General features: G+C 47.7%; 24 protein-coding genes. 13 read left to right on the top strand and 11 right to left on the bottom strand.

Annotated features, from left to right (window positions below):
- Window positions 1-102: 102 nt before the first annotated feature.
- Complete coding sequence (locus FCL48_RS17290; protein ID WP_205747743.1) at window positions 103-981, bottom strand: NAD(P)-dependent oxidoreductase; 879 nt, start codon at window positions 979-981, stop codon at window positions 103-105.
- Between the two features lie 204 nt (window positions 982-1,185).
- Between FCL48_RS17290 and FCL48_RS17285 the strand changes: the two genes are divergently transcribed.
- The 5 genes from FCL48_RS17285 to FCL48_RS17265 all read left to right on the top strand — a co-directional run bounded on the left by FCL48_RS17285 (window position 1,186) and on the right by FCL48_RS17265 (window position 7,363).
- Entirely contained in the window at window positions 1,186-1,851 is a 666-nt protein-coding gene (locus FCL48_RS17285; RefSeq protein ID WP_169309264.1) for a CerR family C-terminal domain-containing protein, read from the top strand.
- Window positions 1,848-3,038 (top strand): efflux RND transporter periplasmic adaptor subunit, encoded by a 1,191-nt coding sequence (locus FCL48_RS17280; RefSeq protein WP_136873918.1) that lies wholly within the window; start codon window positions 1,848-1,850, stop codon window positions 3,036-3,038. Before FCL48_RS17285 ends, FCL48_RS17280 begins: the two co-directional genes overlap by 4 nt.
- 90 nt (window positions 3,039-3,128) lie before the next feature.
- The gene (locus tag FCL48_RS17275) at window positions 3,129-5,102 is read left to right on the top strand and encodes an ATP-binding cassette domain-containing protein (RefSeq protein WP_136873916.1); all 1,974 of its coding nucleotides are present in this window, start codon (window positions 3,129-3,131) and stop codon (window positions 5,100-5,102) included.
- Window positions 5,099-6,232, top strand: a complete 1,134-nt coding sequence (locus FCL48_RS17270; protein ID WP_136873914.1) for an ABC transporter permease — start codon at window positions 5,099-5,101, stop codon at window positions 6,230-6,232. Before FCL48_RS17275 ends, FCL48_RS17270 begins: the two co-directional genes overlap by 4 nt.
- Window positions 6,233-6,235: 3 nt before the next feature.
- Window positions 6,236-7,363 (top strand): ABC transporter permease, encoded by a 1,128-nt coding sequence (locus FCL48_RS17265; protein ID WP_136873912.1) that lies wholly within the window; start codon window positions 6,236-6,238, stop codon window positions 7,361-7,363.
- Between the two features lie 57 nt (window positions 7,364-7,420).
- Here the strand turns inward: FCL48_RS17265 and FCL48_RS17260 are convergent, their stop codons facing one another.
- Complete coding sequence (locus FCL48_RS17260; RefSeq protein ID WP_136873910.1) at window positions 7,421-7,876, bottom strand: C-GCAxxG-C-C family protein; 456 nt, start codon at window positions 7,874-7,876, stop codon at window positions 7,421-7,423.
- A gap of 303 nt (window positions 7,877-8,179) precedes the next feature.
- On the opposite strand from FCL48_RS17260, the gene FCL48_RS17255 reads away from it, so the two are divergent.
- From FCL48_RS17255 to FCL48_RS17235, 5 genes are read left to right on the top strand one after another with little or no spacing between them, the layout of a single operon-like run.
- Entirely contained in the window at window positions 8,180-8,830 is a 651-nt protein-coding gene (locus FCL48_RS17255) for a class I SAM-dependent methyltransferase (protein ID WP_136873908.1), read from the top strand.
- Window positions 8,827-9,825 carry a class 1 isoprenoid biosynthesis enzyme gene (locus FCL48_RS17250; protein WP_136873906.1) on the top strand — a complete coding sequence of 333 codons (999 nt, stop codon included), beginning with the start codon at window positions 8,827-8,829 and terminating at the stop codon, window positions 9,823-9,825. Before FCL48_RS17255 ends, FCL48_RS17250 begins: the two co-directional genes overlap by 4 nt.
- A gap of 19 nt (window positions 9,826-9,844) precedes the next feature.
- Window positions 9,845-11,005: an ABC transporter permease gene (locus FCL48_RS17245; RefSeq protein ID WP_136873904.1), complete on the top strand. Its 1,161-nt coding sequence runs from the start codon at window positions 9,845-9,847 to the stop codon at window positions 11,003-11,005.
- Window positions 11,006-11,008: 3 nt separating this feature from the next.
- Window positions 11,009-11,680 (top strand): ABC transporter ATP-binding protein, encoded by a 672-nt coding sequence (locus FCL48_RS17240; RefSeq protein WP_136873902.1) that lies wholly within the window; start codon window positions 11,009-11,011, stop codon window positions 11,678-11,680.
- Window positions 11,677-11,919: a cytochrome c3 family protein gene (locus FCL48_RS17235; RefSeq protein WP_136873900.1), complete on the top strand. Its 243-nt coding sequence runs from the start codon at window positions 11,677-11,679 to the stop codon at window positions 11,917-11,919. The genes FCL48_RS17240 and FCL48_RS17235 overlap by 4 nt, the downstream gene beginning before the upstream one ends.
- A gap of 117 nt (window positions 11,920-12,036) precedes the next feature.
- On the opposite strand, the gene FCL48_RS17230 is transcribed toward FCL48_RS17235, so the two are convergent.
- From FCL48_RS17230 to FCL48_RS17190, 9 genes are all read right to left on the bottom strand, one after another.
- Window positions 12,037-12,762 carry an ABC transporter ATP-binding protein gene (locus FCL48_RS17230; RefSeq protein WP_136873898.1) on the bottom strand — a complete coding sequence of 242 codons (726 nt, stop codon included), beginning with the start codon at window positions 12,760-12,762 and terminating at the stop codon, window positions 12,037-12,039.
- A complete protein-coding gene (locus FCL48_RS17225; protein ID WP_136873896.1) occupies window positions 12,762-13,538 on the bottom strand; it encodes an ABC transporter ATP-binding protein in 777 nt (258 codons plus the stop codon). Before FCL48_RS17225 ends, FCL48_RS17230 begins: the two co-directional genes overlap by 1 nt.
- Window positions 13,539-13,555: 17 nt before the next feature.
- On the bottom strand, window positions 13,556-14,581 hold the full coding sequence (locus FCL48_RS17220) for a branched-chain amino acid ABC transporter permease (protein WP_136873894.1): 1,026 nt from the start codon (window positions 14,579-14,581) through the stop codon (window positions 13,556-13,558).
- Window positions 14,582-14,596: 15 nt separating this feature from the next.
- Window positions 14,597-15,508, bottom strand: coding sequence for a branched-chain amino acid ABC transporter permease (locus tag FCL48_RS17215; protein WP_136873892.1), 912 nt, complete (start codon window positions 15,506-15,508; stop codon window positions 14,597-14,599).
- Window positions 15,509-15,654: 146 nt separating this feature from the next.
- Window positions 15,655-16,821, bottom strand: coding sequence for an ABC transporter substrate-binding protein (locus tag FCL48_RS17210; RefSeq protein ID WP_136873890.1), 1,167 nt, complete (start codon window positions 16,819-16,821; stop codon window positions 15,655-15,657).
- A 412-nt stretch (window positions 16,822-17,233) separates the two neighbouring features.
- On the bottom strand, window positions 17,234-17,527 hold the full coding sequence (gene hgcB / locus FCL48_RS17205) for a mercury methylation ferredoxin HgcB (protein WP_136873888.1): 294 nt from the start codon (window positions 17,525-17,527) through the stop codon (window positions 17,234-17,236).
- A 15-nt stretch (window positions 17,528-17,542) separates the two neighbouring features.
- Window positions 17,543-18,700 (bottom strand): mercury methylation corrinoid protein HgcA, encoded by a 1,158-nt coding sequence (hgcA, locus tag FCL48_RS17200; RefSeq protein ID WP_371418682.1) that lies wholly within the window; start codon window positions 18,698-18,700, stop codon window positions 17,543-17,545.
- 67 nt (window positions 18,701-18,767) lie between these two features.
- Window positions 18,768-19,928 carry a cystathionine beta-lyase gene (metC, locus tag FCL48_RS17195; protein WP_136873885.1) on the bottom strand — a complete coding sequence of 387 codons (1,161 nt, stop codon included), beginning with the start codon at window positions 19,926-19,928 and terminating at the stop codon, window positions 18,768-18,770.
- 152 nt (window positions 19,929-20,080) lie between these two features.
- Window positions 20,081-21,067, bottom strand: coding sequence for a YheT family hydrolase (locus FCL48_RS17190; protein ID WP_136873884.1), 987 nt, complete (start codon window positions 21,065-21,067; stop codon window positions 20,081-20,083).
- A gap of 139 nt (window positions 21,068-21,206) precedes the next feature.
- Here FCL48_RS17190 and FCL48_RS17185 point away from each other — a divergent pair, with 139 nt between their 5' ends.
- From FCL48_RS17185 to FCL48_RS17175, 3 genes are all read left to right on the top strand, one after another.
- Window positions 21,207-22,424, top strand: coding sequence for an amidohydrolase family protein (locus FCL48_RS17185; protein ID WP_169309263.1), 1,218 nt, complete (start codon window positions 21,207-21,209; stop codon window positions 22,422-22,424).
- 130 nt (window positions 22,425-22,554) lie between these two features.
- Entirely contained in the window at window positions 22,555-23,523 is a 969-nt protein-coding gene (locus FCL48_RS17180; protein WP_136873882.1) for an ABC transporter substrate-binding protein, read from the top strand.
- A gap of 82 nt (window positions 23,524-23,605) precedes the next feature.
- On the top strand, window positions 23,606-25,843 hold the full coding sequence (locus FCL48_RS17175) for an EAL domain-containing protein (protein WP_169309262.1): 2,238 nt from the start codon (window positions 23,606-23,608) through the stop codon (window positions 25,841-25,843).
- Window positions 25,844-25,852: the final 9 nt, after the last annotated feature.

The raw sequence follows: 25,852 nt of genomic DNA, 5'->3' as shown, positions 1-25,852 counted from the left end.
CAAGAGGAGCAACGATGAACCTCAATATTGTTAGAGTCTAGAGTAACATGTTGAAATTACAATTAAATGTAAAATCACAAAACAGAGAATGCAATTTTTAGGTTATTTATAATTTTTGTAAAGCGCCTGGGTGCCGAGGTTTTCACCACCATCTTTTGCAACCTGATCGTAGAGGGATTTGGCAAGGGCAAGTCCTTCTGCTGCAAGACCGATATCTTTGCTTGATTCAAGGGCAATGGTCATATCTTTAATAAAGTGCTTGATATAAAAACCGGGATCAAAATCATGTTTTATCATGCGGGGGGCAAGGTTGGAAAGAGACCAGCTTCCAGCAGCCCCGGCTTCAATGCTTTTGAGAACGGTTGCAGGATCAAGACCGGCCTTTTCTGCGTAGCGGATGGATTCACAGACCCCCATCATATTGCAGGCGATGGCTATCTGGTTTGCCATTTTACAATGCTGGCCGCTGCCGGCTTTGCCCTGATACACGATATTTTTACCCATTAGCTGGAAAAGTGGCAGGACCGTATCAAAGGTGTCCTGGTCGCCACCAACCATGATAGATAGCGTGCCATTTTTAGCACCCACATCCCCTCCTGAAACGGGGGCATCTAGGGAGAAGATACCCTTGTCCTTTGCGGTGTTGTAGATTTCGGCGGCAAGTTTTGGGCTGGAGGTTGTCATATCGATGACGATATTGCTGGGGCTGCAGTTTGCCAGAATTCCATTTTCACTCAAATATACTTCTTTAACGTCATGGGGGTATCCGACAATGGTAATGGTGATATCGGCTGCTGCGGCGACTTTTCCAGGTGTTTCCTCCCAGATGGCACCTTTTTCAAGGAGGGCATCTGCCGAGGATTTTGTTCTTGTGTAGATATGGGTTTCATAGCCTGCTGCCATTAAATGGGAGGCCATGCTTTTACCCATAACGCCAATGCCTATAAAGCCGATTACCGTTTGCTCTTTATCTATTATCATAGCGAAATGCTCCAGATTTTTGATTGAAAATTGGGGTTAAAATGAGATGTAAGATCGACTGGTGCAGTCAATGGACGGTAATTTACAAAACATAGATAAAGTTTGCGATGTTAATATTTACCAGTTCGAAGAGAGGAAGAGGCTTGAAGTGTTAAAACAAATGTTTTATTTTTCTGTTTTAATCAAATGTTTAATGGAGTGTCCATGTCAGGTCAGGAACTAAAAACGGAAGAGAGAATCCTTGAAGCAGCCGGTGATATCTTTGGTAATAAAGGGTTTAAAGATACGACCATCCGGGCAATTGCCCAGGCGGCAAACGTAAATATCGCTGCTGTTAATTATCATTATAGAGATAAGATGGGTCTCTATGGTGCGGTACTTGAGGATGTTTTTCAGACCGGTTTTAGCCGTTTCCCGGCGCAGAGCGGGCAGGATCTCACCTCTACCCCGGAGCAGAGGTTGCGGACCTTTATTCAGGCAATGTTTTTACGCCTGCAAAGTGCTGAGGGTTGGGGCGGTTTTTCGGGAAAGGGGCGACTCATCGCCCGGGAGTTACTCGATCCGAGTCCTGCTTTTGAACCAGTTATTGAAAGATATATCCGGCCGCACAAGGATCTTCTTGTCTCAATCATTAAGGATATTCTGCAGACCGATCCAGGCCAACAGATTCTGCTGTCCTGCGCGATTTCCATTATCGGTCAGTGCATCTATTATAGCTTTGCATCAAAAGTCATCGACAAAATAAGTGTAGAGAACAGACCAACGGAAGAAAATATTGAGCGGCTGGCCGATTTTGTCTGGACCTTTTCACTCGGTGGTATTGCGCGTATCAGGGAAGATTTAATAATCAGCGGAGAAGAACAGAGATGAAAAAACGTTTGCAAATCATAATTCCGATCCTGCTGCTTGTTCTGGCGGGAATTTTTGTCTACCGCTACTTCATGAACGTAGGTGCTGGTCAGTCCCTGAAGTTTTCAGGTAACATTGAGGTTACTGAAACGCAGATGAGTTTTCGTATTGCAGGCAGGGTTGAAGAGCGCCTGGTCGAAGAAGGAGACTCTGTCAGAGCCAGCCAGGTCTTAGCCCGGTTGGAAAAAACCGATCAGACCATTGCTGTGGCCCAGGCGGATGCAAATCTGGCCTTCGCCGAAGCGGTTCTTGCCGAACTCATTGCCGGAAGCCGCAAGGAGGATATCGAACGGGCAGATGCCATGGTTCAGCAGGCAACCTATAGCCTGGCCGAATTGAAAAATGGCAGCAGGATCGAAGAGGTACAGAGCGCCAGTGCCGAGCTTGAAAGGGCCCTTGCCGCAGAAGAATCTGCAGTCGCCCAGTTCAAAGAGGCAAAAAGCGACTATGAGCGCTATGCCAATCTGCATAAAGAGGGTGGGGTCAGTGAAAGTATTTTTGAAAGTTTTAGGACGCGCTATAGCACAGCGGAAAACCAGGTGAAAGAGGCCAGGGGCAGGACCAGGGGTGCACGTGAGCAACTCAGTCTGCTGAAAGCGGGGCCTCGTATCGAGCAGATTAACAGGGCCGAGGCTGCCCTGCAGCAGGCAAAAGCTGAATATGCTCTGGTGAAGGCCGGTCCGAGGCAAGAGAGCATTGATCAGGCCAGGGCAAAACTTCAGAGCGCCAAGGCTGCCAGCCAACAGGCCCATCAGCAGCTCACATATACCGAGCTGCTTTCTCCGATGGATGCGGTGGTGCTCAGTATTTCAGCCGAACCTGGAGAATATCTGAACCCGGCATCACCGGTAATGATCCTCGGCAAGCTGACTCACCCGTGGTTGCGGGCATATATCCCGGAAAGTCTCCTTGGTAAGATCCAGCTTCATCAGGAAGTCAGTGTTACAACAGATTCATTCCCTGAAAAAAGCTATAAAGGGCGGGTCAGTTATATCAGCAGTCAGGCGGAATTTACACCCAAGACGGTACAGACCTTTGAGGAGCGGGTCAAATTGATGTACCGCATCAAGGTGGATCTTGAAAATCCGGGCAATGAACTCAAGCCGGGGATGCCTGCAGACGGCACTATCAGCCTTGTGACCCAGTAGAAAAATCTATCATGGCCTGGACTCAGATAATATTGTGTAAGGATCTCCTGCACAGAAATTTTTATAATCCTTTGAAGATGTGTAGGGAAAATGCTGGCTGATCATCAAAAAGAAGGACAAGTCCCGGCCATATCCGCAGTCGCATTGCGTAAATCATTTGCCCAGCTTGTCGCGGTGGACCAGTTGAGTCTTGAAGTCTATCCGGGGGAGATCTTCGGGCTTGTGGGGCCGGATGGAGCAGGGAAATCCACCAGCCTGCGAATGCTTGCAACCATCATGGATCCGGATTCAGGTTCTGCCACCATTGCAGGTTGCAGCACCGCAACCGAGGCTGCGGCGGTCAAGGATCATCTTGCCTATATGAGTCAGAGATTCGGGCTGTATGTAGATCTTACCGTCGGGGAAAATATCAGCTTTTATGCCGATCTGTACGGTATGAGTCGCAAGGGGCGTCAACAGCGGATCGAAGAACTTCTTGATTTCAGTAATATGCGCCCTTTTATTCATCGGCCTGCGGGAAAGCTTTCGGGGGGCATGAAACAGAAGTTGCAGCTCGTTTGTGCACTTATCCATACCCCGAAGGTGCTGCTGCTTGACGAACCGACAAATGGTGTCGACCCGGTGAGCCGTCGGGATTTTTGGCGTATTCTCAACAGATTACGAGAAGATGGAGTCGCAGTCCTGGTGACCACTGCCTATCTTGATGAAGCGGAACGATGTGACCGGGTGGGGCTGCTCGATCAGGGGCGGTTGCTTGCGACGGGAGCACCAGGTGAAATAAAAAAGATGATGGAAGGCCTGATACTTGCCATCAGAAGTGGTGAAGCCAGACAGCTTGTCGGCCTTCTTGCGGGTCTGCCCATAAGTAAAAGTGTCAACCTTTTCGGAGATACTGTTCATCTCGTATGCCAGGAGGTACAGGTTGCAGAAGTCGAAGTCAGGCGCATCCTTGCAAAAGAAAATATTGCCGTTGAACAGATAAGGGAAATTCAGCCTTCCCTTGAGGATGTCTTTGTCAGCATACTCGGTAAAAAGAATAAAGAGACTGATGAAAAGCAGGCGGAGACAGTATTTTCCGCTGCTTTAACGAAAAATGAAGGTTTTGCCGTAGAGGTGGAACATCTCACCAGGCGCTTTGGCACTTTTATCGCTGTCGACGACGTCAGTTTTCGGGTGAAAAAAGGTGAGATCTTCGGCTTTCTTGGTCCAAATGGTGCCGGTAAAAGTACCACTATTCGAATGCTTTGCGGCCTTCTTCGCCCAAGCGCAGGCAGCGGCACAGTTGGTGGGCACGATATCAATAGAGAGGCTGAGCGCATCAAGCTCAATATCGGCTATATGAGCCAGAAATTCTCCCTCTACGAAGATCTTACGGTGGAAGAGAATATTGATTTTTATGGGGGGATCTACGGGCTTAAGGGGGAGCGTCTTGCAGAGCGTAAAAAATGGGCTTTGAAGATGGCGGGGCTTGATGACCACGAAAAGAGTATCACAGCTATTCTCAGTGGTGGCTGGAAACAGCGTCTTGCCCTTGCCTGCGCCATCCTCCATGAGCCGCCGATCATTTTTCTCGATGAGCCGACCAGTGGTGTCGATCCACTCAGTCGCAGGCGTTTCTGGGATCTTATCTCCAATATGGCCGAACAGGGCATTACCGTATTTGTCACCACCCATTACATGGAGGAGGCTGAGTATTGTGATAGGATCGCACTCATCTATAACGGTACAATGATTGCCTCGGGTTCTCCTATGGAGTTGAAAACAACATTCATGAACGATGAGATTATTGACCTTCGCTGTCCGAGCCCACAAAGCCTGATCAAGCCGCTCAAAGAGTTACCCCAGGTTCGCGATGTCGCACTTTTTGGCTCGGGCCTGCATATTGTCACCGCAGATTCAGACAGCGCTATGCAGGCAATCCATTCGCTTCTTCTGGCAAAAGATATCCGGGATGTGAGCATGGAAATAATTCTGCCGAACATGGAGGATGTATTTATTTCCCTCATCGAAGAAGTAGATCGAAGCATTAAGGAAAAAAAGAGTGGTGAAGCGGGTAGATTATGAAGATAAGACGGCTGGCCGCTGTGGCGCGAAAAGAAACCCTGCATTTATTGCGCGACTGGCGCAGCCTGACTCTGGCTCTTGCCATTCCGCTGTTCCTCATCCTTCTCTATGGCTACGCCCTGACCCTTGACCTTCGTCAGGTACCGACGGTGGTCTGGGACCAATCACGCACCCCTCAGAGTCGCGAGCTTCTCAGTATGTTTCACAGTTCCCCATATTTCTCTGTGAAGGGATACAGAAATAATTACAATGAGCTGCAAGACGAGCTTGACCGGGGTGCTGCCATGGTTGCCCTGGTGGTTCCTGGTGATTTTGCAGAAAAAGTAAGCGCTGCAAAACCGGTAAAAATCCAAATTATCGGAGACGGCAGTGACGCCAACACCTCACGGCTGGCCATGAACTATGCAGCAACCATCGGTACGATCTATGCCGGTAAGATAACCTCAGAACAGATGCAGCGTAAAGGGCGGGGAAAGCTGGAGCAGCCGATTACCCTGGAGCAGCGCTCCTGGTATAATCCCGGCCTGCGCAGTCAGAATGTCCTTATCCCCGGAATCATCGCCCTGGTTATGATTGTCGTGGCAGCTCTTTTGACCAGTACAACCGTTGCCAAGGAGTGGGAGATGGGGACCATGGAACAGCTTATCAGCACTCCACTGCGTGGCCCTGAGCTTATCTTTGGTAAGGTTATCCCCTATTTTTGTATAGGCATGATTGATGTAACCGCCGCTGTTTTAATGGGACAGTGGATTTTTGATGTGCCCATTGTCGGTAACGCCGGCCTGCTCTTTGCCATGTCCTCTGTATTTTTGACCGGCGCACTGTTTTTCGGGATGACTCTCAGTATTAAACTCAAAACCCAGGTCCTGGCGAACCAGCTGGCAATTATTGCTGGTTTTCTTCCCACTCTGCTCTTGAGTGGTTTTGTTTTTGCCATCGAGAATATGCCAATGCCGTTGCAGTTCCTTACCTATATTGTTCCGGCGCGATATTTCATTGCTATATTAAGGGGTATCTATCTGAAAGGAATAGGGCTTGAAATTCTCTGGCTTGATGCATTGTTTTTAGCTGTATATGCACTCATCATGATGCTTGCAGCCAATCGCAAATTTGTTTTCAAACTGGAGTAGGAGATGCTGCAACGACTTTTTCGCATGCTCATCAAAGAGTTCCTCCAAATGTTGCGTGATCCCCGGATGCGGGTGGTTATCTTTGGGGTACCGGTCATTCAGATGACGATTATGGCCTTTGCGCTTACCACCGATGTCACCGATATTCGTCTGGCTGTTCTTGATATGGACAAGACTCCCGCCTCTCGGGAGCTGATCAGTGCATTCACTGCCAGCAGATATTTCCAGGTGAGCTTTTCTCTATCGGCCCAGAGTGAAATTTCTCCCCTGCTCGATAAAAGTGAGGTGCGTGCGGTGCTGCAGATCCCCGGAGGTTTTAGCAGAGACATATATTCTGACAAGAGTGGCACGATACAGCTTCTTACAGACGGCACGGACAGCAACAGTACCGCCATTGTCCTTGGTTATGCAGGCTATATTGTAAATGATTACAACGATACAAAGCTTATGGAGCGGCTGGGCCGAAAGGGTATAACCACGCCAGCGGTTCAGATCTTAACAGAAACACGGGCCTGGTATAACGCCAACCAGGAGAGCCATTTCTATTATGTGCCCTCGCTTATCGCCACCATGCTCTATATTTTCAGTCTGTTGCTGACAAGTATTGGAATTGTCCGGGAAAAAGAGATCGGCACTATCGAACAGGTCATGGTAACTCCAATCCGCGGGATTGAATTTATCCTTGGAAAAACTATTCCTTACATGATCACCGGTTATATAAGCATGTCAGTTATGCTTATTGTCGCATTCTTCCTCTTTGGTGTCCATGTCAAGGGCAGCCTGTTCCTGCTCTACGGGCTTACCGGAATATATCTTGCGGGCAATATGGGAATCGCTCTGATCATCAGCGGCAGTGCTACTACCCAGCAGCAGGCCTTACTCACCAGCTTTCTCGTGCTTATGCCCTCTGTTATGCTGAGTGGTTTTATGTTTCCGATCAGCAATATGCCCGATCCCGTACGCTACGCCACGGTCTTTAACCCGATGCGCTGGTACCTGGACATCCTCCGGGGCATTGTCATGAAAGATGTGGGTATCGCTGCACTCTGGCCAGCCATTCTGGCTCAGTTAGGCTTGTCGCTTACCTTTCTTAGCATTGCTATTGGACGGTTCAAAAAGACCTTGTCTTGATCAAGTGGCTAATAGACAGGTCCACGAAGTAACATGGAACCAATGATATTTTCGGTACTATGTTCGCTCTACACTTTTTGTCCGCTGGTGAGTTCTTTCAATGTTTTGTATAAACAAGATAGCAAAATCTACTGCCCGGCAGGTAAGAGACTCACAAAGGTGAGGAGGGTTAGTTTCTGTAAATCCCTCTGGCCGTAAAACCCTGCATTGTAAACTGCCAAAGACATTTTCAAAAGCATTGGCAAATTCATAGCAACATCTAACTGTTTGATCTTTCGAGTAGTTATTCTGTTGTGAAAATATCCCTAAAAACATTAAGGTGCCTTCTACCAGACCACATTGTGCACCGTATAGACCGGCACCATGCATACCTGTAGCCGCAGAAAATACCTGGTCACTCACTTCAATATTGAATCTCTCAGAGAGTATTTTTAAGGTCGTTGTTGCACAGTTTAAATCATCTTCCCAATAATACTGTGCTACTCTATTTTTTACTAACTCAGGATCATTCATTTTTTTCTCAACGGCTCCACGTATATAAAGAGAAAATATCGCCAGCTAAGATGCACATAAAAGAGGTGAAACGAGTGTGCAGGCGGCTTTGACTGTTTCTTGGTAAAGACTGATCTGAACATGATCACCGCTTAAATTATACCTCCCCGGCGTTGGTAATAGAAGCAATCAGTTTTGCAGATGATGTCGGATGGTGGAAGGGCTTCCATTTACAAACGGATTATAAATACATATTCAAAATGAGTCAGCCCAAAATAACAGGCATGCTTACACGCAGCAGGACCATGGGAGCTAAAACACATTATGACCATACCTTCGATTCCAACACGGGGGCGAACCCTCGATTATGCAGCCTCAGTATATGACCTGCTTGAACCGGTATGTCTGCTGAACAAACAGGCAGAGTATGACCTTACTATTTTAAACACCCTCGATCCGCAGCCTGCAGACAGAATTCTTGACATAGGCTGTGGCACAGGAATACTGTGTCAGATGGTGAGTGCGCGGCTGCAACCCGAACAGGGCGGCTGCGTAACAGGCATTGATGCTGCTGGGAAAATGATTGAAATTGCAAGAAAAAAACGTGGTAGCAACCATTGTCTCTTTGAGGCAATGGCCGCAGAAGATTTGTCATTTGCCAGCGAAACATTTGATGGCATCGTCTCAAGTCTCTTCTATCACCATGTCCCATTGGATCTCAAAAAGCAGAGTTTGTCTGAGGCGTTTAGAGTCCTCAAGCCTGGAGGCAAGCTTGTCATTGCCGATATGCACACTCCGACGACTTTCATGGGAAAGCTTGTCTCTCACGTCTCGCGCTGGTTTTTTATGCAGCCCCAGATTGCTGAAAACATCAGAGGGGTTTTGCCAGAATTGATGGTGGAAGCGGGATTTCAGCCTCCTCGGACCGTGGCCCACTATTTTGGATATATCTCTGTATTCGAGACAACAAAATGAAAAAGACATCGCCTTCAGCCGTATCCTTTGCTGCCAGCCCTCTTCCCGAACCTTTAGAGATGCTGGCGGCTGAACTCGAGGAAGGTCTTCAATGCTACTGGCAAAATGCAGCGGCCATCATGGAGGGAAGTTCTGTCCAGCTTATCGAACCGGATCGGATCACGTTTTCTCTGCAGCGTAATTTTTTCTCAACCCTGTTTATGTATTCCTACTACAGGGCTGGTATCAGTAAGGATCGACGCATCCTCTATGCCGCCGTTAATCAATGTTTGCGAGGGATGGTCACCGGTTGTGACAACATCCTGGACGATGAGTACAAAAAGACTCTTGAGACGGATTTGCCGGCCGGAGCGTATCGTTTTCGTTCTGTGCTGGATATCATGGTTTCAGATCGTGCCCTTGTTCATATTTTGCTCGATTACTGTTTGACCCGTAAGCTACCGATTGAAAAGCTGGTACAGGCGAGCACAGCATCGCTGCATGCCCTTCTGCAAAGCGGGGCTCAGGAAGCTTCTGAAGAAGGTGGGGTGGAGGAAAGGCTGCTTCCTGAAGAAATTCTGAACAAGATCCATCATTTTAAAACCGGTGTCCTTTTTAAATGCACATGGGCCATTCCTGCAGTCTTTGAGGAGACGGTAATTCCGGCAGCAATGGCCGTGCAAGATGCACTTTATAATATCGGAATGGGATGTCAGATCCTCGATGACATGGTTGATTTATTTCGGGATGTGATGGAACAGCGTCACAATTATGTCGCCTCGGTAATCTTTCATGAGGAATCGGCCGAAGTATGGCAGCAACTGGAAACATCACTGAAGTCGAGCGCTTCACCTGAGCATTTTTATGCTGATTTCCCTGAGCTTGCTATGAGGATGAAAACCAAGGCCTTGCAGTTTCTTGATAGTGGGTTGCGTAACCTGTTCCACGATCACGATTTGTATCTCCTCGAGCCGGCTACCAACTTTATAGCAGGACGCATCGGCGTCCAGCTATAGCACAATCGATAGGCTGGCAATGCGATTACGGTTCATAGCAAAACTTTCTCTGTTGCACCTGTTGCGTTCCTGGCGGACGACGGTTGTCCTGTCGTTTATGGTTATTTTTGCGGTTGGGGCTCTAGTTTTTCTTGCTGCTCTTGCCATTGGTACCAACGATGCGATGATTCGTAATTCCATCGGACTTTTTTCGGGCCACATCTCCGGGACCAACATTTTACCGGGAAGCGATACCAGCCTTTTGCAGGTGGAGGGGGTGGAGCATGTCCTGCGTCGAACCGAACATAGATTTTTGCTCTGGACAGATGATATTTTTGAAACTGTTTTATTGATGGGTGTCGACCCCGTGCAGGAGAAACAGAGTACCGTACTCTGGAAAAAATCTGTTGCAGGGCGTTATCTGCTTGCCGGTGAAGAGGCTATCTTTATCAACCAGGAAACCGCCAGCAGGCTTCAAGTGGAGGTCGGCGGGCAGGTGAAACTTGGAAGCCGACCGGGTGAGGTTCTTAAGACATTTACAGTCATTGGCATTTATCACACCGGTATCTCTCAACTTGACCAAGGCCTGGCGTTCTGTCCCGTTGAAGTGTTTCCAAAGCCTGACAGCCCTATCAATGTGGCGGTGTTTTTACACTATGGAACACCAACGAAGACGGTAGTGGAGAGATACCGAGAGCTCATGCCGTCCGCCACATTTAAGGATTGGCCAGAGTTTATGCCCGATCTTAAGCAGCTGATTGACCTGAATTTTGTCTGTATGGCAATTGTGATGATCCTGGTTTTTGTTCTTGTTTCCGTGGGTATTTCATGTGCTTTTCTTATCTTTACCTTGAGAAACATGCGTGAGCATGGAATCCTGAAAGCCATGGGCATCCTCCCTGTCGATACGGCCCTGCTACTTGTTACTCAAATAGCTTTTCTTACCATCTTTGCAGCCTTGATTGGTGAAATTGCAGGTATTGCCGCCGTAGCGCTGTTTTCAGAGAGTGGTATTGATCTCACAACGCTCACTTCACACAACCAGTATTTTTCCGTATCAGGTGTTATTTACCCCAGACTGACCCTTGCCTCTTTGTTACCTTCGCCTCTTCTTGCCGTTTTCTTTGGCCTTGCAGCCGCCGTTTGGCCCGCTATATATATAATTCGCAAGAGTCCTGCAGATATTTTGAGGAGCGTGTAAAATATGCTAGAGATATTTTCTGTCTGCAAACAATACACCTCCGGCAGGGGCCACATCACCGCACTCACTGATATTTCTTTTAGCGTGGCGAAGGGGCAGAGTTTTACTCTGGCAGGAAAATCGGGATCAGGGAAAACGACACTGCTGAATTGCCTGGGGGCGCTCGAACAACCTGATGGTGGCAGGATTTTGTATAATGGACAAGATATCTGTTCAATGAGTTCAAGACAACGTGCGTATTTTCAGCGCCGGGACATTGGTTTTGTTTTTCAGACGGCCAATCTTCTTCCCTGGCTTACAGTTGCGGAAAACCTGATGCTCCCCTTGGAACTCAATAGCATTTATGGTAAGAAACAGAAGGGTCGAATCGAAGAATTGTTGGCTTGTTTCGACCTTGTCGGCTATGAAAAAGCGATGCCCGGGGAAATGTCCGGCGGTGAAAACCAGCGAATCGCATTTGCTCGAGCCATTGCCCATAAGCCCGCCCTGATACTGGCAGATGAACCAACGTCGAGTCTGGATTCGGTTACGGGATATAACCTTATTGAACTGATATTATCTCTTTGTGATGTTCAGGGTTCCACTTTGGTTGTGGCAACCCATGACCCGGAACTTATTGAGCTGACAAATAACAGACTGTATTTGAAAGATGGAAGGATAGAGGCCGCGACATGACAATCAAAAAAGTGCTGACCATCACCCTGCTGACTCTCATTATAGCGTCGTCGGGTTGTGCCTATCGCCATTATCTCGGCATGCACGGACCGACAATCAGGAACTCTCCCGAGACGCACACAGGTGTTACAGAAGACAGTCAATGTCTTGAATGTCATAACCCAGATGATCCGACAGATGCCCCTCCAACCAATCACCCCGGCTTTAAAGGCTGCCTCAAGTGTCATAACGGTGCATAGAAATGAGACAATGAGGATGTTGGCAGAGAGATAAGCCAACATCCAATAGGGTGCCCTTTCATGTGCGGGAGTCGTTATCTCCCTAAAAATATTGGCAACCGCTGTTGGGGAGTCATTCTATCCCCCGAGGTAAGCTTTTTTCACCTCCGGATTGCCAAGAAGCTCAGAAGATGTCCCTTCAGCCACGATATTTCCTGTATCGAGAACGTAGCCTCGATGGGCAAGCTGCAGAGCTAGGTTGGCATTCTGCTCAATGAGGAGGATGGTCAACCCTTCTTCGTTGAGTCTTTTCAGGGTCCTGAACACCTCATATTTCAAGACCGGGGCAAGGCCCATGGAAGGTTCGTCGAGAAGGAGAAAGGTGCAGCCTGTCATAAGGGCGCGGCCTACAGCCAGCATCTGCTGTTCTCCACCTGATAGGGATTCACTGCGTTGGTTTTTTCTTTCTTTGAGGCGGGGGAATAGGGTGAAAACCCTTTCCATCTCAGGGTTAAAATCTATGCTTTTGTCTCTTGAGTATGTTGCGAGAATAAGATTCTCCATGACCGTGAGATTGCCGAAGATATGCCGTCCTTCAGGGACCAGAGCACACTTGAGATCTGATACGAGGGCGGAAGCGGGGGTCTCGAGAATCGACTGTCCATGTATCTTGATATCTCCGGAAACAACCTTTGGAGCCTCTGGTGGAGGAAGCCGGGTCACGGAGTAAAGGCTGGTGGTTTTTCCTGCACCATTGGCACCGATCAGGGTTACAATTTCTCCCTCATTGACATGAAAGCTGATACCATGGAGGGCCTGAATATTTCCATATTTAACGATGAGATTTTCGACTGAAAGCAACATTATATATTCTCGTCTCCTAAGTAGGCGGTGATAACTGCAGGGTTTTTCTGTACCTCAAGTGCGGGGCCTTCGGCAATAGTATGGCCGAAATCAATTACTTTGAGTTCGTCGCACAGTTCCATCATCACATCCATATGGTGTTCAATGATCCAGATGGTGACATCAAAACTATCATGAATCCAGCGAATCAGGCGAATGAGTTCATGCATATCGACCGTATTTAAACCCGCAGCCGGTTCGTCAAGCAGAAGCAGGCTTGGTTTCTCAGAAAGAGCCCTGACTATCTCAAGCTTTCTTTGCAGGCCGTAGGGAAGATTGGTCGGGAAGTCATCTGCAAATTTATCAAGTTCAAAAACCTTAAGGAGCTCATAAGCCTCATGGTTGATGCGATCTTCTGTTTCCCTGTAGACTTTTGTGCGCATCAGGGCGTCAAAGAAGCCATAGCCAAGTTTGCCGTGCTGTGCGACTTTGATATTATCCAGAACCGTCATCTGGTTCCAGAGGCGGATGTTCTGGAAGGTACGGGCCACACCAAGTGCAGTAACCTTATGAGGTTTGAGACCTGCGGTCGGTTTGCCGTTGATAAAAATTTCGCCTTGTGAGGGTTGGTAGAAGCCGCTTACGAGGTTGAAGATAGTAGTTTTACCGGCACCGTTTGGACCGATAAGGCCCGCCATTTGATTATTCTTAAGTTTGATATTGAAATCTGAAATGGCGGTCAATCCACCAAAATGCTGGGTCAGGTTTCGAATCTCAAGGATGGGAGCTGTTGTCATAGTATCTGCCTGCATAGTTACTTAAACCGATAGAATCGCTTTAGCTTTGGAAAAAGATCAGAAAGTTCACGGTTGCCCATGATGCCTTCGGGCCTGAACTGCATCAATATGATGAGCAGAAGGGGGATGACGACCCATTTGATGATCTGCAGTGGGCGGAGGAGTTCAAGAAGTATGGTAAAGAGAATGGCAGATAGAACGGCTCCTGAGAGTGAGGCCATCCCTCCGAGGTATACCATGACCAGCACCTCTGTTGACTTGAGGATGTTAAAGCTACCCGGATTAACGTAGCCGATGATGTAGGCGAACAGTCCGCCGGCAATACCCGCAAGCCCGGATGAAAGCATAAAAGTGATTGTCTTGATCTTGTTGGTATTAACGCTCATGATTTCAGCGGCAACCTCATCCTGGCAGATTGCTGAGACACCTTTGCCAAAAGTAGACGAGTTGTAACGTCTGAGAGCCCAGACGCATCCGACTGTAAAGATGAATACCCATATCACCATCCAGGGAAGATCGAAGGTGTCGTTCATGGTATTCACCACAGTCTTCATCCCCATAAAACCGCGGGAACCGCCGATGACTCCAAGATTTTCGATAAGAGAAATGATGATATAGTTTGCAGCGATGGTAATAATTGCCAGATAATCTCCGCGGGTTTTGTACGAGGGCAGGGCAACCAGAAGACCGGTGATAGCCGCCGCAGCGCCCCCTGTAAGGATGATCAGGGGGAAGAAGTACAAGGCCAGATCGGGATTGATTAAAGGAGCCCCGAAGACTTTATCTTTTGCAAAAAGCAGTACTCCAAGAATTGAGGAGACGTAGGCCCCAACACACATAAATCCAGCATGGCCACAGGAAAACTCGCCCATGTTTCCGTTGACCAGATTCAGACTGGTGGACAGGATGATATTAACACCCATGAACATAAGTACAGAGAGGGTATAGAGGCCAATAGCCTCTTCGTAGGCCAGGTAAGTGATGAGACCACCAAGAGTGATCAGGATCAGTTGAACAGAATATCGTTGTAACAGTGATTTCATGAGTCCCGTTCTCCCTTATATCTTGGTGGTCTTGGCTATACCAAAAAGACCTGTGGGTTTGATGGAAAGTATGATCAGAAGAACGGTAAATGCAATAAGATCGCGGTATGTTGATGGGAAAACCGCAACGACGAGTATCTCCACTGCACCGAGGATAAAACCTCCAAGAAAGGCTCCCCGGATATCTCCAATACCGCCCACAACCGCAGCTATAAAGGCCTTCCAGCCGATCAGGGCACCCATGTAAGGTTCCAGGATCGGGTAACTCATGGCAAAGAGGATACCCGCAAGTCCCGCAAAGGCCGAACCAAGAGCGAAGGTGACCACGATGATGCTGTCAATGGGAATGCCCATCAAGGGGACTGCAAATTTATCGTAGGATATCGCCCGCATGGCCATGCCAACTTTTGTTTTCGTTACGATCCATTGAAGAATGAAGAACGCCAGGATTGCGGTGACGATCACAGCCAGTTTAAGATTGGTGAAGGTGATGCCACCAATGTTATAAACGTGTGTGGTAATGAGTTCTGGAAATGCTTTTCTACTGGCACCGAGGATTGCAAGATTTGCGTGCTCAAGAATCAGGCCGCACATCAGGGCGGTGATAACTACATATAACCTATGTGCGCCTTTTCGCCGCAGCGGCCGGTAGGCGATACGCTCAAGGGAAACGCCCACCATGGCAGTCAGCATCATGGTGATGGGAATAGTGAGAGCCAGAGCAACCCAACCGGGTACACCCAGAAACGAGAGTAACAGGGTTGCGGTGAAAAAGGAGATATATGCACCCACCATAAAAACATCACCATGGGCAAAGTTGATAAGAGTGAGTACTCCGTACACCATGGTGTAGCCGAGAGCAATGAGGGCGTAAAAGCTTCCCCACTGCAAGGCATTAATAATATTTTGAATTATAATTTCTAGCATGTAACGCCTCTGGTCCGTCGTCTTGTCTGGGGTATGAATGCACGCCTCTTGTACAAACTGATGCCAGAGGCTTATTGTTGCAATTGAACACAACAGACCGGAGACAGCTCCGGCCTGTTTGTACTGGGTCTGTGTTTGATTCTGTTTTATTCAGGACATACAGATTCGGTGAACTGGAAGGTGCCTTCATCGCTTATTTTAACAACGACTGCACATTTGACGGGGTCGCCCTGTTCGTCGAATTTCATGTTACCTGTAATGCCTGCAAAAGTTGGAATTTCAGACATCGCTTTGCGAATGGCCTTGCGATCTTTTTTCAATTTTCCGGTGAGGCCACCAGTATCCTGAATTGCCTGGAGGACAATGCGGGTTGCATCCCAGGTAAGGGCTGCAACATCGTCCGGAGTTTCGCCATATTTTTCGCTGTAACGATCAATGAACTCTTTGGTTGCACCGGTTGCACCTGCAGCTGCATAGTGGGTGGAGAAGTAAAGGCCTTTACAGTCATCACCACAGAGGGTCATAAGTTCAGAAGAACCCCAGGCATCAGAGCCCATAAACTGACCTTTATAGTCAAGTTGACGTGCCTGCTTTACAATAAGAGCAACCTGATTGTAGTTGTCGGGTACGAAGATGAAATCAGGATGAGTACTGGCGATCTTGGTCAGCTGCGCTGAAAAATCCTGATCTTTGGTTCCATGACTTTCAAAAGCCAGGACAGAGCCTGGGCCTACTTTCTTTTCAAATTCATCGCGGAATATTTCAGCAAGACCCTTTGAATAGTCATTGGATAGATCGTAGAGAACGGCGGCGGTTTTTGCGCCAAAGGTTTTCACAGCAAAGTTGACGGCGACAGGTCCCTGAAATGGGTCAAGAAAAGCAGCGCGGAAAACCCATGGGCGATCAAGAGTGGCATCCGGGTTGGTCGACCAGGGAGAAATCATTACGGTTTCGTTGTCATTGGCAACCTGACCTGCTGGAATTGCCTGCTTGCTGGAGTTTGGACCAACCATGGCGAGGACTTCGTCTTTTTCAATCAGCTTGAGTGCGGTGGTGACTGCAGACTCTGCTTTTGCCTCATTGTCTTCGTAAAGAAACTCAAGCATGTATTTTTTACCACCGACCTCAAGTCCTCCGGCTCCATTGATGTCGGCTTTTAGCATCTCGGCAGAGAGTTTAGAGGATTCACCAACTTTTGGAATATCTCCAGTCATCGGAATATTAAAGCCGATTTTAATGGTATCGGCTGCAAAGGCCGATACTGCCAGCAAGGTGGAACAGGATAATACTGCAGTTAATAAGGTTTTTTTCATTGCATCCTCCGTTGAATTTGAGGCCTCTTTTGACCACTGACTCTGTCTCACAACGGGAGCCGTTATCCAGAGCTCCCCGATGCGTTTATTGCATGTTTTGGCACATGTTTAATAATAGTACCAATGTTGTTAGATTATTCCTAATAGCAAGGGATGTGCCATTTGTCAATTTCAGAGAGATGTTGAGAATGAAAAAAAACTCATGTTAAAAAGAATTATGAAAGACCGGGGAGATGAGGTGCTGTGGATAGAGTTGTGATAATGAGGAACATTATGTTTTATTTGGCCAAAGTTGAAAATCAGGAGGGGGTGGTTTGAGCTTGGGAAAGGACATGTGTTTCCATCGTACAATTGTGTGATAACATTATCTGATGATTGCAAAAATGTAACAATATGACGGAGTGAGGAGTTTTTAACAACCGCAATCTGATGATCTCTTACCGGTTATTTTGCCAAGCCAGCTGTTGAGTATATAGATGGCACAGCCGCAACCATCATCGGGGTTGACATAAATTGCATCAACTGGACAGTTCCTGGCGCAGGCCCCACATTCCATGCAGCCATCGGGATCTTTGATGTCAGCCTTGCCACCCGTTACCTTAAAAACCCTGTGGGGGCAAACCATTTCACAGTTACCGCAGCCAATACATTTTTCCCTGGCAAGAGTGAGAATAGCGACGTTATCGAGATATCTGAATGTTCTCATGGATGGTTCTCTCAATTATACAAAGGGGCTTGCAAGCCATAACACCATGGCAAGCGTAGCTGCACCGACTTGAAAGATCAGGCCTTTTCTCATCTCCTTTTCGACACCCGATAAGGAAGTGAAAACGGTGGAACCGGTAAAATTCATGGCAAGATAGGAAGAACATCCCATGCTCCACAGGGCAAGGGCTGCTGTGTCAACTGGAGGAGAAGGAACAAGGGTGCTCCACAGGGCAGCTCCTGCGGCTCCGGTCATCAGGCCTTTGACCCAAAACTGCCTTGGGGGGATCCAGGGGAGAAAAAGAGGAGTTACGATCGCACCGGTGAAAATTGCCATCAAGGTGCTCATTGTAGCCGTTGTGGTTCTCTGTAATGCCTGATGAAGACTGTACACTTCGGTGGAGATTCCCGAGAGAAATAAAGAAAAGAGGATGAAAAACAACAAGGGTTTTATCTGCAGACATACTTCAAGGGGAATGAGAGCTGCCCTTTCTCTCAGGGAAAAGCTGACACTTCGCAAGGTGTCACTGGCAGTCCCGGTGCGCAGATATTCGGGGAGGTCTGCTGCCCGTATGGGGCCAAATTGTCCTCTGAAGCCGCAGAGGTGTTTTAACTTGTGGAGCGCCACCCCATTGGCACTGAGCTGAGGAAGGATGAGCTGCCGGTGGCTGACGATTTTTCCAAGCTCTGCTTTTTGCACCTGATAGGCTATTTCTTCGGCAGAAAAGGTGCCTTTCCCCCCGGCACACCAGACGTTGATCCCCCTCGTGTCCACGACCAGAATCCAGCAGTCCAGGTTCTTCAGTTCTTTTCTTAACGCATCAAAACTGAGCTTGTAGTTTGCTGTGACGAGTACGGGAGAGTTCTTCCCTGCTTTTCCAGCACAGTACAGTCCGGGTGTAACCTTGTAATTGTTTCTCTGGTATCCCGTTCTGGCACCAATGGTTCCCAGATGATCACGCAGGCAAAGAGAGGTGGCAACGCGGGGTACAGCACCTGCTGGGGTCTCATTAAAATCATCTACAAAAAAGAGTATCTCGTATCCTGCTTTTTCATGCCCACCGGACCGTGGGGGAGGTTTGGGGCCTCAGCAGACGCCAGCTGCAATTTCGGCCGGGGGCTGGATGGCTGAGGTTGGCTTTGCAATCGCCTCACGTTGAGTAACCGTTGGTATCTGTTGTAAATTATTCAAAGGAATCTCTTTTGGTTTAATATTGCTCCTGCCTGTCAGGTAGCTGCTACTATGGTAAACGGGATAAAGCCGCATCAAGGTCTTTCTGAAGATCTTCTACGGCCTCAAGACCGATATTGAGGCGGACAATGGTTTTGTTCTCGTATCTGCAGGGGGTTGTTCTCTTTATTTTTCCTGCTGTCACAAGGCTCTTGTATCCTCCCCAACTGAAACCGAGATGAAAGAGTTGCAGCGCGTCTATGAAGCGGCCCATCTCCTCCTCACTGTAATCGTCCTTAAAGGTGAAACTAAAGAGGCCGGAGGAGCCTGTAAAGTCACGTTTCCAGAGATGGTGCTCAGGATGAGTCGGCAGGGCTGGATGCAGAACCTGGTCAATAAGACGATGAGAAGCAAGCCACTGGGCAATGTTGAGGGCGGACTGTTCATGCTGGCGGAGACGGGGGCCCAGGGAATGCAGGCCTCGAAGAGAAAGATAACACTCTTCAGCCGGGGTATAAATCTCCATTATTTTGTAAAATTTAGCAAAAATGGCACTGTATTTTTCTCCAACGGTGACCGCTCCCGCCAGCACATCAGAGTAACCGGAGATATATTTGGTGACAGAATGAATGGAGACATCAATCCCAAGAGCCAGAGGCTTTAAAAACAGCGGTGTAGCCCAGGTATTATCCATTACCGTGACAATGTTTTTCTGCTTGGCGACAGCTACTATTGCCCGGATATCCTGCAGCTCAAAAGTTATGGAACCCGGGGATTCCAGGAGGATCAGAACGGTGTTCTCCTGGATGTATTGCTCGATATCTGCGCCAACGTTGGGTGGTATGAGTGTGCAATCTACATTAAATTTTTTCAGGATGGTTTTGCAGAAATGCTGGCCGGGACTGTAGGCATTGTCGCAGAGAAGAATATGATCGCCGCTTTTGCAAAAGGCCATGAGAGTGGTCTGAATCGCAGCAATTCCGGATTGAAAGGCCCTTGTAATGTGGCCACCTTCGAGTTCTCTCAGGGCCTCTTCAAACTGACGCTGGGTGGGAAGACGGTCCGTGCCGTAGGTTATCCCCTGGTACTTTTTCTGGCTGATCTGTAGCATGTCAGCATAACGTTCAAAAATTACAGTAGAGCCTTTGTATATGGGCGGGTTCACTGTCGTTGCCTTGCTGGAATCACGTTCTGGCCATGTTAAACCATTGAGTCTGGTTTCGTCTTGCATTGCTTTATACCTTTACCTGCTGTTATTGATTATGCCAAAATTACTGTGGATTATACGATTTCTCGAGCTTTTTTTCTATTGGGTACAGTCTTTCGTTGAAAGGACTCAGGTTGTAAATAGGCGCTGATAAACGTTTGGTGAAGCGGGGCTGTCTATCTGCCCGCATCGTTGAAAAGTTTGACCAGTTGCCGGTCCAGCCAGCTGTCAAACTTTAAATTTTCGATAAATCCGCAATGCCCGCCGTAGGGAATCTTGTCTATTTTCAGGGCGGCTATATCCATGTCTGCGAAGATTTTCAATTCTGAAACCCTGGTAATCGGATCATCCTTGGCACTTATGATTTGGGTGGGGATCACAAGGTTCTGCATTTCCTCGGGCTTGAGGCGGTAGGTGTCAAAGTAGGCCGCCGTGGTTGTGCTATTCGTATATAGGGGAACAAAGTAGTCGTGCATCTGCCGTAATGTCTTCAATTGCAGTAGGATTGACCCGTCTCCCATCTCAGGAAAACACTCCATTTTTTTTCTCAGGGATTTCTTCCATTTTTTGACGAAATAATGGTGGTATATCTTGTGGTTGTCCTCCATGTTCTCTGTGGTCGTCAGAGGGTTGACAAGGGGGCTTATGGCCACGATTCTTGAGAGTCGCAGGCCGCTTTTAGGGGCTTCTAGGGCTACTCTTATGGCAAAATTGCCACCAAGGGAAAATCCGGCAAGAAAACATTTTCGATGGGGGAAAAGTCTGCGGATCTCTTTTACGGCATCAACCACTTCAATGAGACGGCTTGAGTTGAATGGTTGAGGATTGAGGTGATGACTCTCTCCATGATCCCTGAGATTGAGACGAAAAATACTATAACCCGCCTGGAACAGTGTACTGCCGGCCGAGAGCATATAGCTGGAATCAGCAGACCCTTCCCAGCCATGAATGAGGACGACCAGCCCTTTTGCCCCGGCAGGATATTGGCTGTAGGCGCCGAGGAGCCGCACACCATCACTGCAGTTCAGGATGATCTGTTGTTCGTGTTGCTTGAGAACCGTTGCCTTTTTCTTTGCCAGATATTTCCGAACTCTCAGGCTTGTGAGAGTGGTCTGTACATGGCTGTTTCGAATGGGAAGAGGTGGTGTGAAATAACGGTTCATGGCGAATATGGTTGAAGGTGGTAAATACAGTGTTCTGAATCCTCTTTTGATTACTTTGACTAATTATTAGCCGATCATTAGTGTAAATGTAAATAGCTGGTTGATAATAATGAATGTCTTAATTACAGGCGGGTGCAAAATGGAAAAAACATATGTTCGTGCAGGTTGGCTCATAGATGGATCAGGTGGCCCGGTTCAAAATGATGTCCTGCTGGAACTCGAAAATGGTCGTTTTAGCTCGATTAGGCCTGCAGAGGAAAATTTGCAGCAGGATCTCGCACGGGTAACTGACCTTTCCCATTGCACTGTTTTCCCACCGCTTGTTGATAGTCACATCCATCTGTTTATGTCGTCAACCACAGACAGGCAAACCCGGGAGAGGCAGTTGGTTGCAGATTGTGAGGAACTGGAACCTGCGATTGCACGACATCTGCACTATCTCTTTTCCCATGGAGTCCTCGCTGCTCGTGACGGTGGCGATCGGGGTGGTTGCGCGGAGGCTTTTAGTCGCAGCCCGAGGATGCACCCGGAAATGGTTTTAAGGTCCGCCGGCAGAGCCTACCATCGGCAGGGACGCTATGGAGGTCTTATTGGCAGGGCTGTGCCAGCAGATAAAAGTCTTGTCAAAACCTACCTGGAAGATGCGAAGGAAGGGGATCTTGTAAAGGTTGTAAATTCAGGCCTCAACAGTCTTCATGTTTTTGCAAAGCAGACGGAACCGCAGTTTAGCCAGCAGGAACTGGAAGAACTGGTTGAGGCTGCCGGGCAGAGAGGACAGAAGGTTATGGTCCATGCAAATGGCAGAGAACCCGTGCGCAGGGCGGTTGCTGCAGGCTGTCACTCCATTGAACATGGTTTTTTCATGGGGGAAGAGAATATCCGGATGATGGCAGAAAAAGGGACTTATTGGGTCCCGACGGTTTTTACCATGAAGGCCTTTGGCCTCAATCTTGACGCAAACCGAACTACAGCCGATGCAAAGGTAATAGAGAAAAACGTAGAACATCAATTAGATCAGCTTCGCCTGGCCAGGGAGTGCGGGGTGAGGGTCGCCCTTGGAACCGATGCTGGAAGTCTTGGGGTTTTGCACGGGGAATCAATGGTTGAAGAGATGAAACTCTATAAAAAGGCCGGTTATTCATTGAGCCAGATGTTTCATGCCGCAACAGTTGTTGGAGCTGAAATGCTGGGAATTGACACATTCAGCGGGATTCATGAAGGTGGCAGGGCCACATTTCTTGTGAGCCGGGGCGCTCCTTCCCAGCTGCCACGAAAAATCCTGTACCTTGAAGCAATATATAGAGACGGGAAACCGAGTGATCTCTACAGGAAAAATCCGGTAAAGCATGTGGATTAGCTGTTACAGGAATTGTTTTTTCTATTTTATAAACCGCTACTTGTATATGATATGAAAAAAGTGTTAATTGAGGTGGCCTGCAAAATAAACGCAATATTTTTCTTTCGTTTCTAACACGGTTCGGGACAATATGATTCTCAAATTACACCCACTCCTTTCTGCAGCAATGATGATCTTTTTTGCCTCAACTGTTTTTTCTGCCCCCCTTCCTGTCTGTGTTTACATTTCTTCTTACCATAAGGGCTATGAATGGTCTGATGGTATAGAGGCGAGCCTGCGGGAAGTGCTGAATGGTCATTGCACTTTTATCCAGTTTAATATGGATACGAAAAGAAACAGAGAGGAGTCCTATATCCTGCAGAAGGCTCAGGAGGCAAAAGAACTGATAGATCAATACAAGCCAGACGTGGTTATCACCTCTGACGATAATGCGGCGAAATATGTTATCCAAAAGTATTTCAAGAAGAGCTCTATCCCATTTATTTTCTGCGGCGTAAACTGGACTGCGAAGGAGTATGGCTTTCCCTATAAAAACGTTACAGGAATGATTGAGGTGACTCCCGTTGCAGCTCTCTTTGAGTTGGCGGCTCTCGTGAGTAAAGGTAAACGAGGGCTTTTTATCGGCGACGACACCCTGACTGATAGAAAAGATGTTGGTTATTTTGTCAAATATGCTCGGAAAAACAATTTTGAATTAGAAAAAATACTGGTAAAAACAGTTGATGAATGGAAGGAGCACTATCTCAGGGCTCAGAAGACAAAAGATTATATCATCTTAGGACATAACTCAGCCATAGAGGGGTGGAAGGATGATGAAATGAAAGAATTTATTTTGCATAATAGCAGTAAACTGGTGCTGACTACCTATCAGTGGATGATTCCTTTTTCTATGGTGGGGTTCATAATACAGGCAGAAGAGCAGGGGAAATGGGCTGGAGAAGCTGCGCTTGGCGTACTGCAGGGATTTCCCATAAAAAACATAGCCATAGTTGCCAATCGAAGCTGGACCAGTTGGGTGAATTCCAGGCTTATCAAGGCTACAGGTATCATCCTTCCAGAAGAGTTTGTGGAAAAATCTCAAAAGCTGGTTGTTGATTGATATGGCCAGGCACTCACTGTTCTCCAGAAAAACGAAGAGTGCAATAATTATAGTAAATCTTTGTATTGTACTGGGGGCAGTATTGCTACAGTTTCAATACCAGTTTTATGAGCAGAAAAAACAATTCAATTTTACGGTTAATAATGTCATCCGAAAAGATATTTCAGATAAGTTTTCGACGACAAAAGGTATCCTGACAAGTCTTGTAAGTTATTATCAGGCAAGTCATGATCGCTCGCCCTCTTCTTTTGCAAATTTTTCCGGCGATCTGCTGAAAAACTATCCTTTTCTTACCGCCATAGGCTTTGCGAGACTGGTTTCTCATGATGAGCGTGTAAACTTTGAAGAGTCCATGCGTGATTATGGTTTGTATGATTTTACGATTAAGAGATTTGAGCCGGAATCGGAATCTTTCGTCAGGGAGGAAGACCAGTCCCGCTATGCGCCAATTGTCCGTATTGAACCATCAAGTTATCGCTTGTCCATGTACTATGGTTACGACCTGCTCAACAGTCCGTATTTTCGCGATGGTGTGCTTGAGGCCATTGAAAGCTCTAATATTGTTACCGTATATAACTTTTTTAAAGCTGTGGATTTGCAGACCTACTATCTGTTGAAGGCAACCTATGCAGGTATAACCGTACCGGCAACCAGGGAAGAACGGCTGGAGAAGGTGAATGGTCTTTATATTGTCAATATCGACCTGAAGACTCTCCTGTTGCCTATTAAAGAGCAGTTTACCGTGGGTTCAATTATTGTAGACGAGGAACAGCGACTGGTTGGTGATCGGCAGATAGAGCCGGGCAAAAAACATCTTACCCAGCTGGAATATCTCCAGCCTGTTGATGAAGTGAAAAAGGTCTACCTCCAGGTTCGGCGTCCCATCTATTTCCACGATTTTGACCTGTTTATGCCGGGTGTTGTGCTTGCCTCGGTAATTGTTTTGCAGGTGTTGGTTGTTTTGTTGTGGCGAAAAGATCTGCTGGTACGGCGGGAGCTCAATTATCAGGCAAAACATGATGATCTCACGGGTCTACCTAACCGCATGTTCCTGCGAGACAAGTTGAAAGATCTCCTGGATCAGTTTGAAGTACACGGGATTGGAGATGAAAGCATTGCCATTGTTTTTATCGACTTAGATCACTTTAAGGAAGTAAATGACTCCTACGGTCACCAGTTTGGGGATGAGGTTTTGTTAGAGGTTTCCAGAAGGTTCCAGGAGACCCTGCGGAAAACGGACACTATCTGCCGTCTCGGTGGGGACGAATTTATTGTTTTGCTCAATACCGTGGGTGACAGCAAAGTCATTATAACGACCATTGAGCGAATCAGGGAGTGTATAGCGGAGCCGGTGGTGATTGAATCGAGAAAGGTCTATTTGAGTGCGAGTTTTGGGGTGGCGACCTTTCCCGAAGGTGGGGTGACAGCCGGCGATCTTCTCAAAAACGCCGATGCTGCCATGTATAAGGCGAAAAAGGATGGTCGCAACCGGTATTGTTTCTACAGCAAGGAAATGACGGAGCGGGCAATTGAACGGCTGACCCTTGAAAGCAAACTGCGTCAGGCGATAGAAGATGATGTCTTCAAGGTCTATTTTCAACCTCAGCTGGAGGGGCGAACCAATGCTATAATTGGTCTGGAGGCTCTGGTACGCTGGTTCGATGGAGACACGTTTGTTTCACCAGAGAAATTCATTCCCCTTGCCGAGGATACCGGCCTCATCGTACAGTTGGATCTTCTTATTATGGAAAAAGCCATTCGTCAGCTGGGGCTCTGGCATAAAGCCGGGCTTATGCCGGGAACGCTCTCTCTGAACCTGTCCACCCGCCAGCTGCAGCATCCAGAGTTTATAAGCCACCTTGAAGAGACACTGGTGAAATATGATTGCAGGCCGGAGTGGATTGAGCTGGAAATAACGGAGGGGCATATTATGAGCGATCCCGAGGCTGCTATTGTCTTTCTCCGCAGGTTGGCAGAACAGGGGATCAGGCTGGCAGTTGATGACTTCGGCACGGGCTATTCGTCTCTGAGTTATTTGAAAAAACTGCCGATCAACAGGTTGAAAATAGACCGATCTTTTGTTCGGGACCTGCCAGACAACGAAGACGATGTGACCATTACCACGACGATTATAGCTCTTGCAACCAGTCTCAACCTTGAAGTAATTGCCGAGGGAGTGGAGACAGAGGAGCAGCGGCAGCTCCTGGTTGAACTTGGATGCCCTCATCTCCAAGGTTTTCTCTACAGTCCGGCACGACCTGCAGAGGAAATTGAAGAGTTTTTACGGGTAAACCCGTTTCTGTCGGATTTGAGAAATTAGAATGAAGAG

It is taken from the genome of Desulforhopalus sp. IMCC35007 (assembly GCF_005116575.1).
Lineage (GTDB): Bacteria > Desulfobacterota > Desulfobulbia > Desulfobulbales > Desulfocapsaceae > Desulforhopalus_A.
This window is presented reverse-complemented; position numbering and strand designations above follow the sequence as displayed.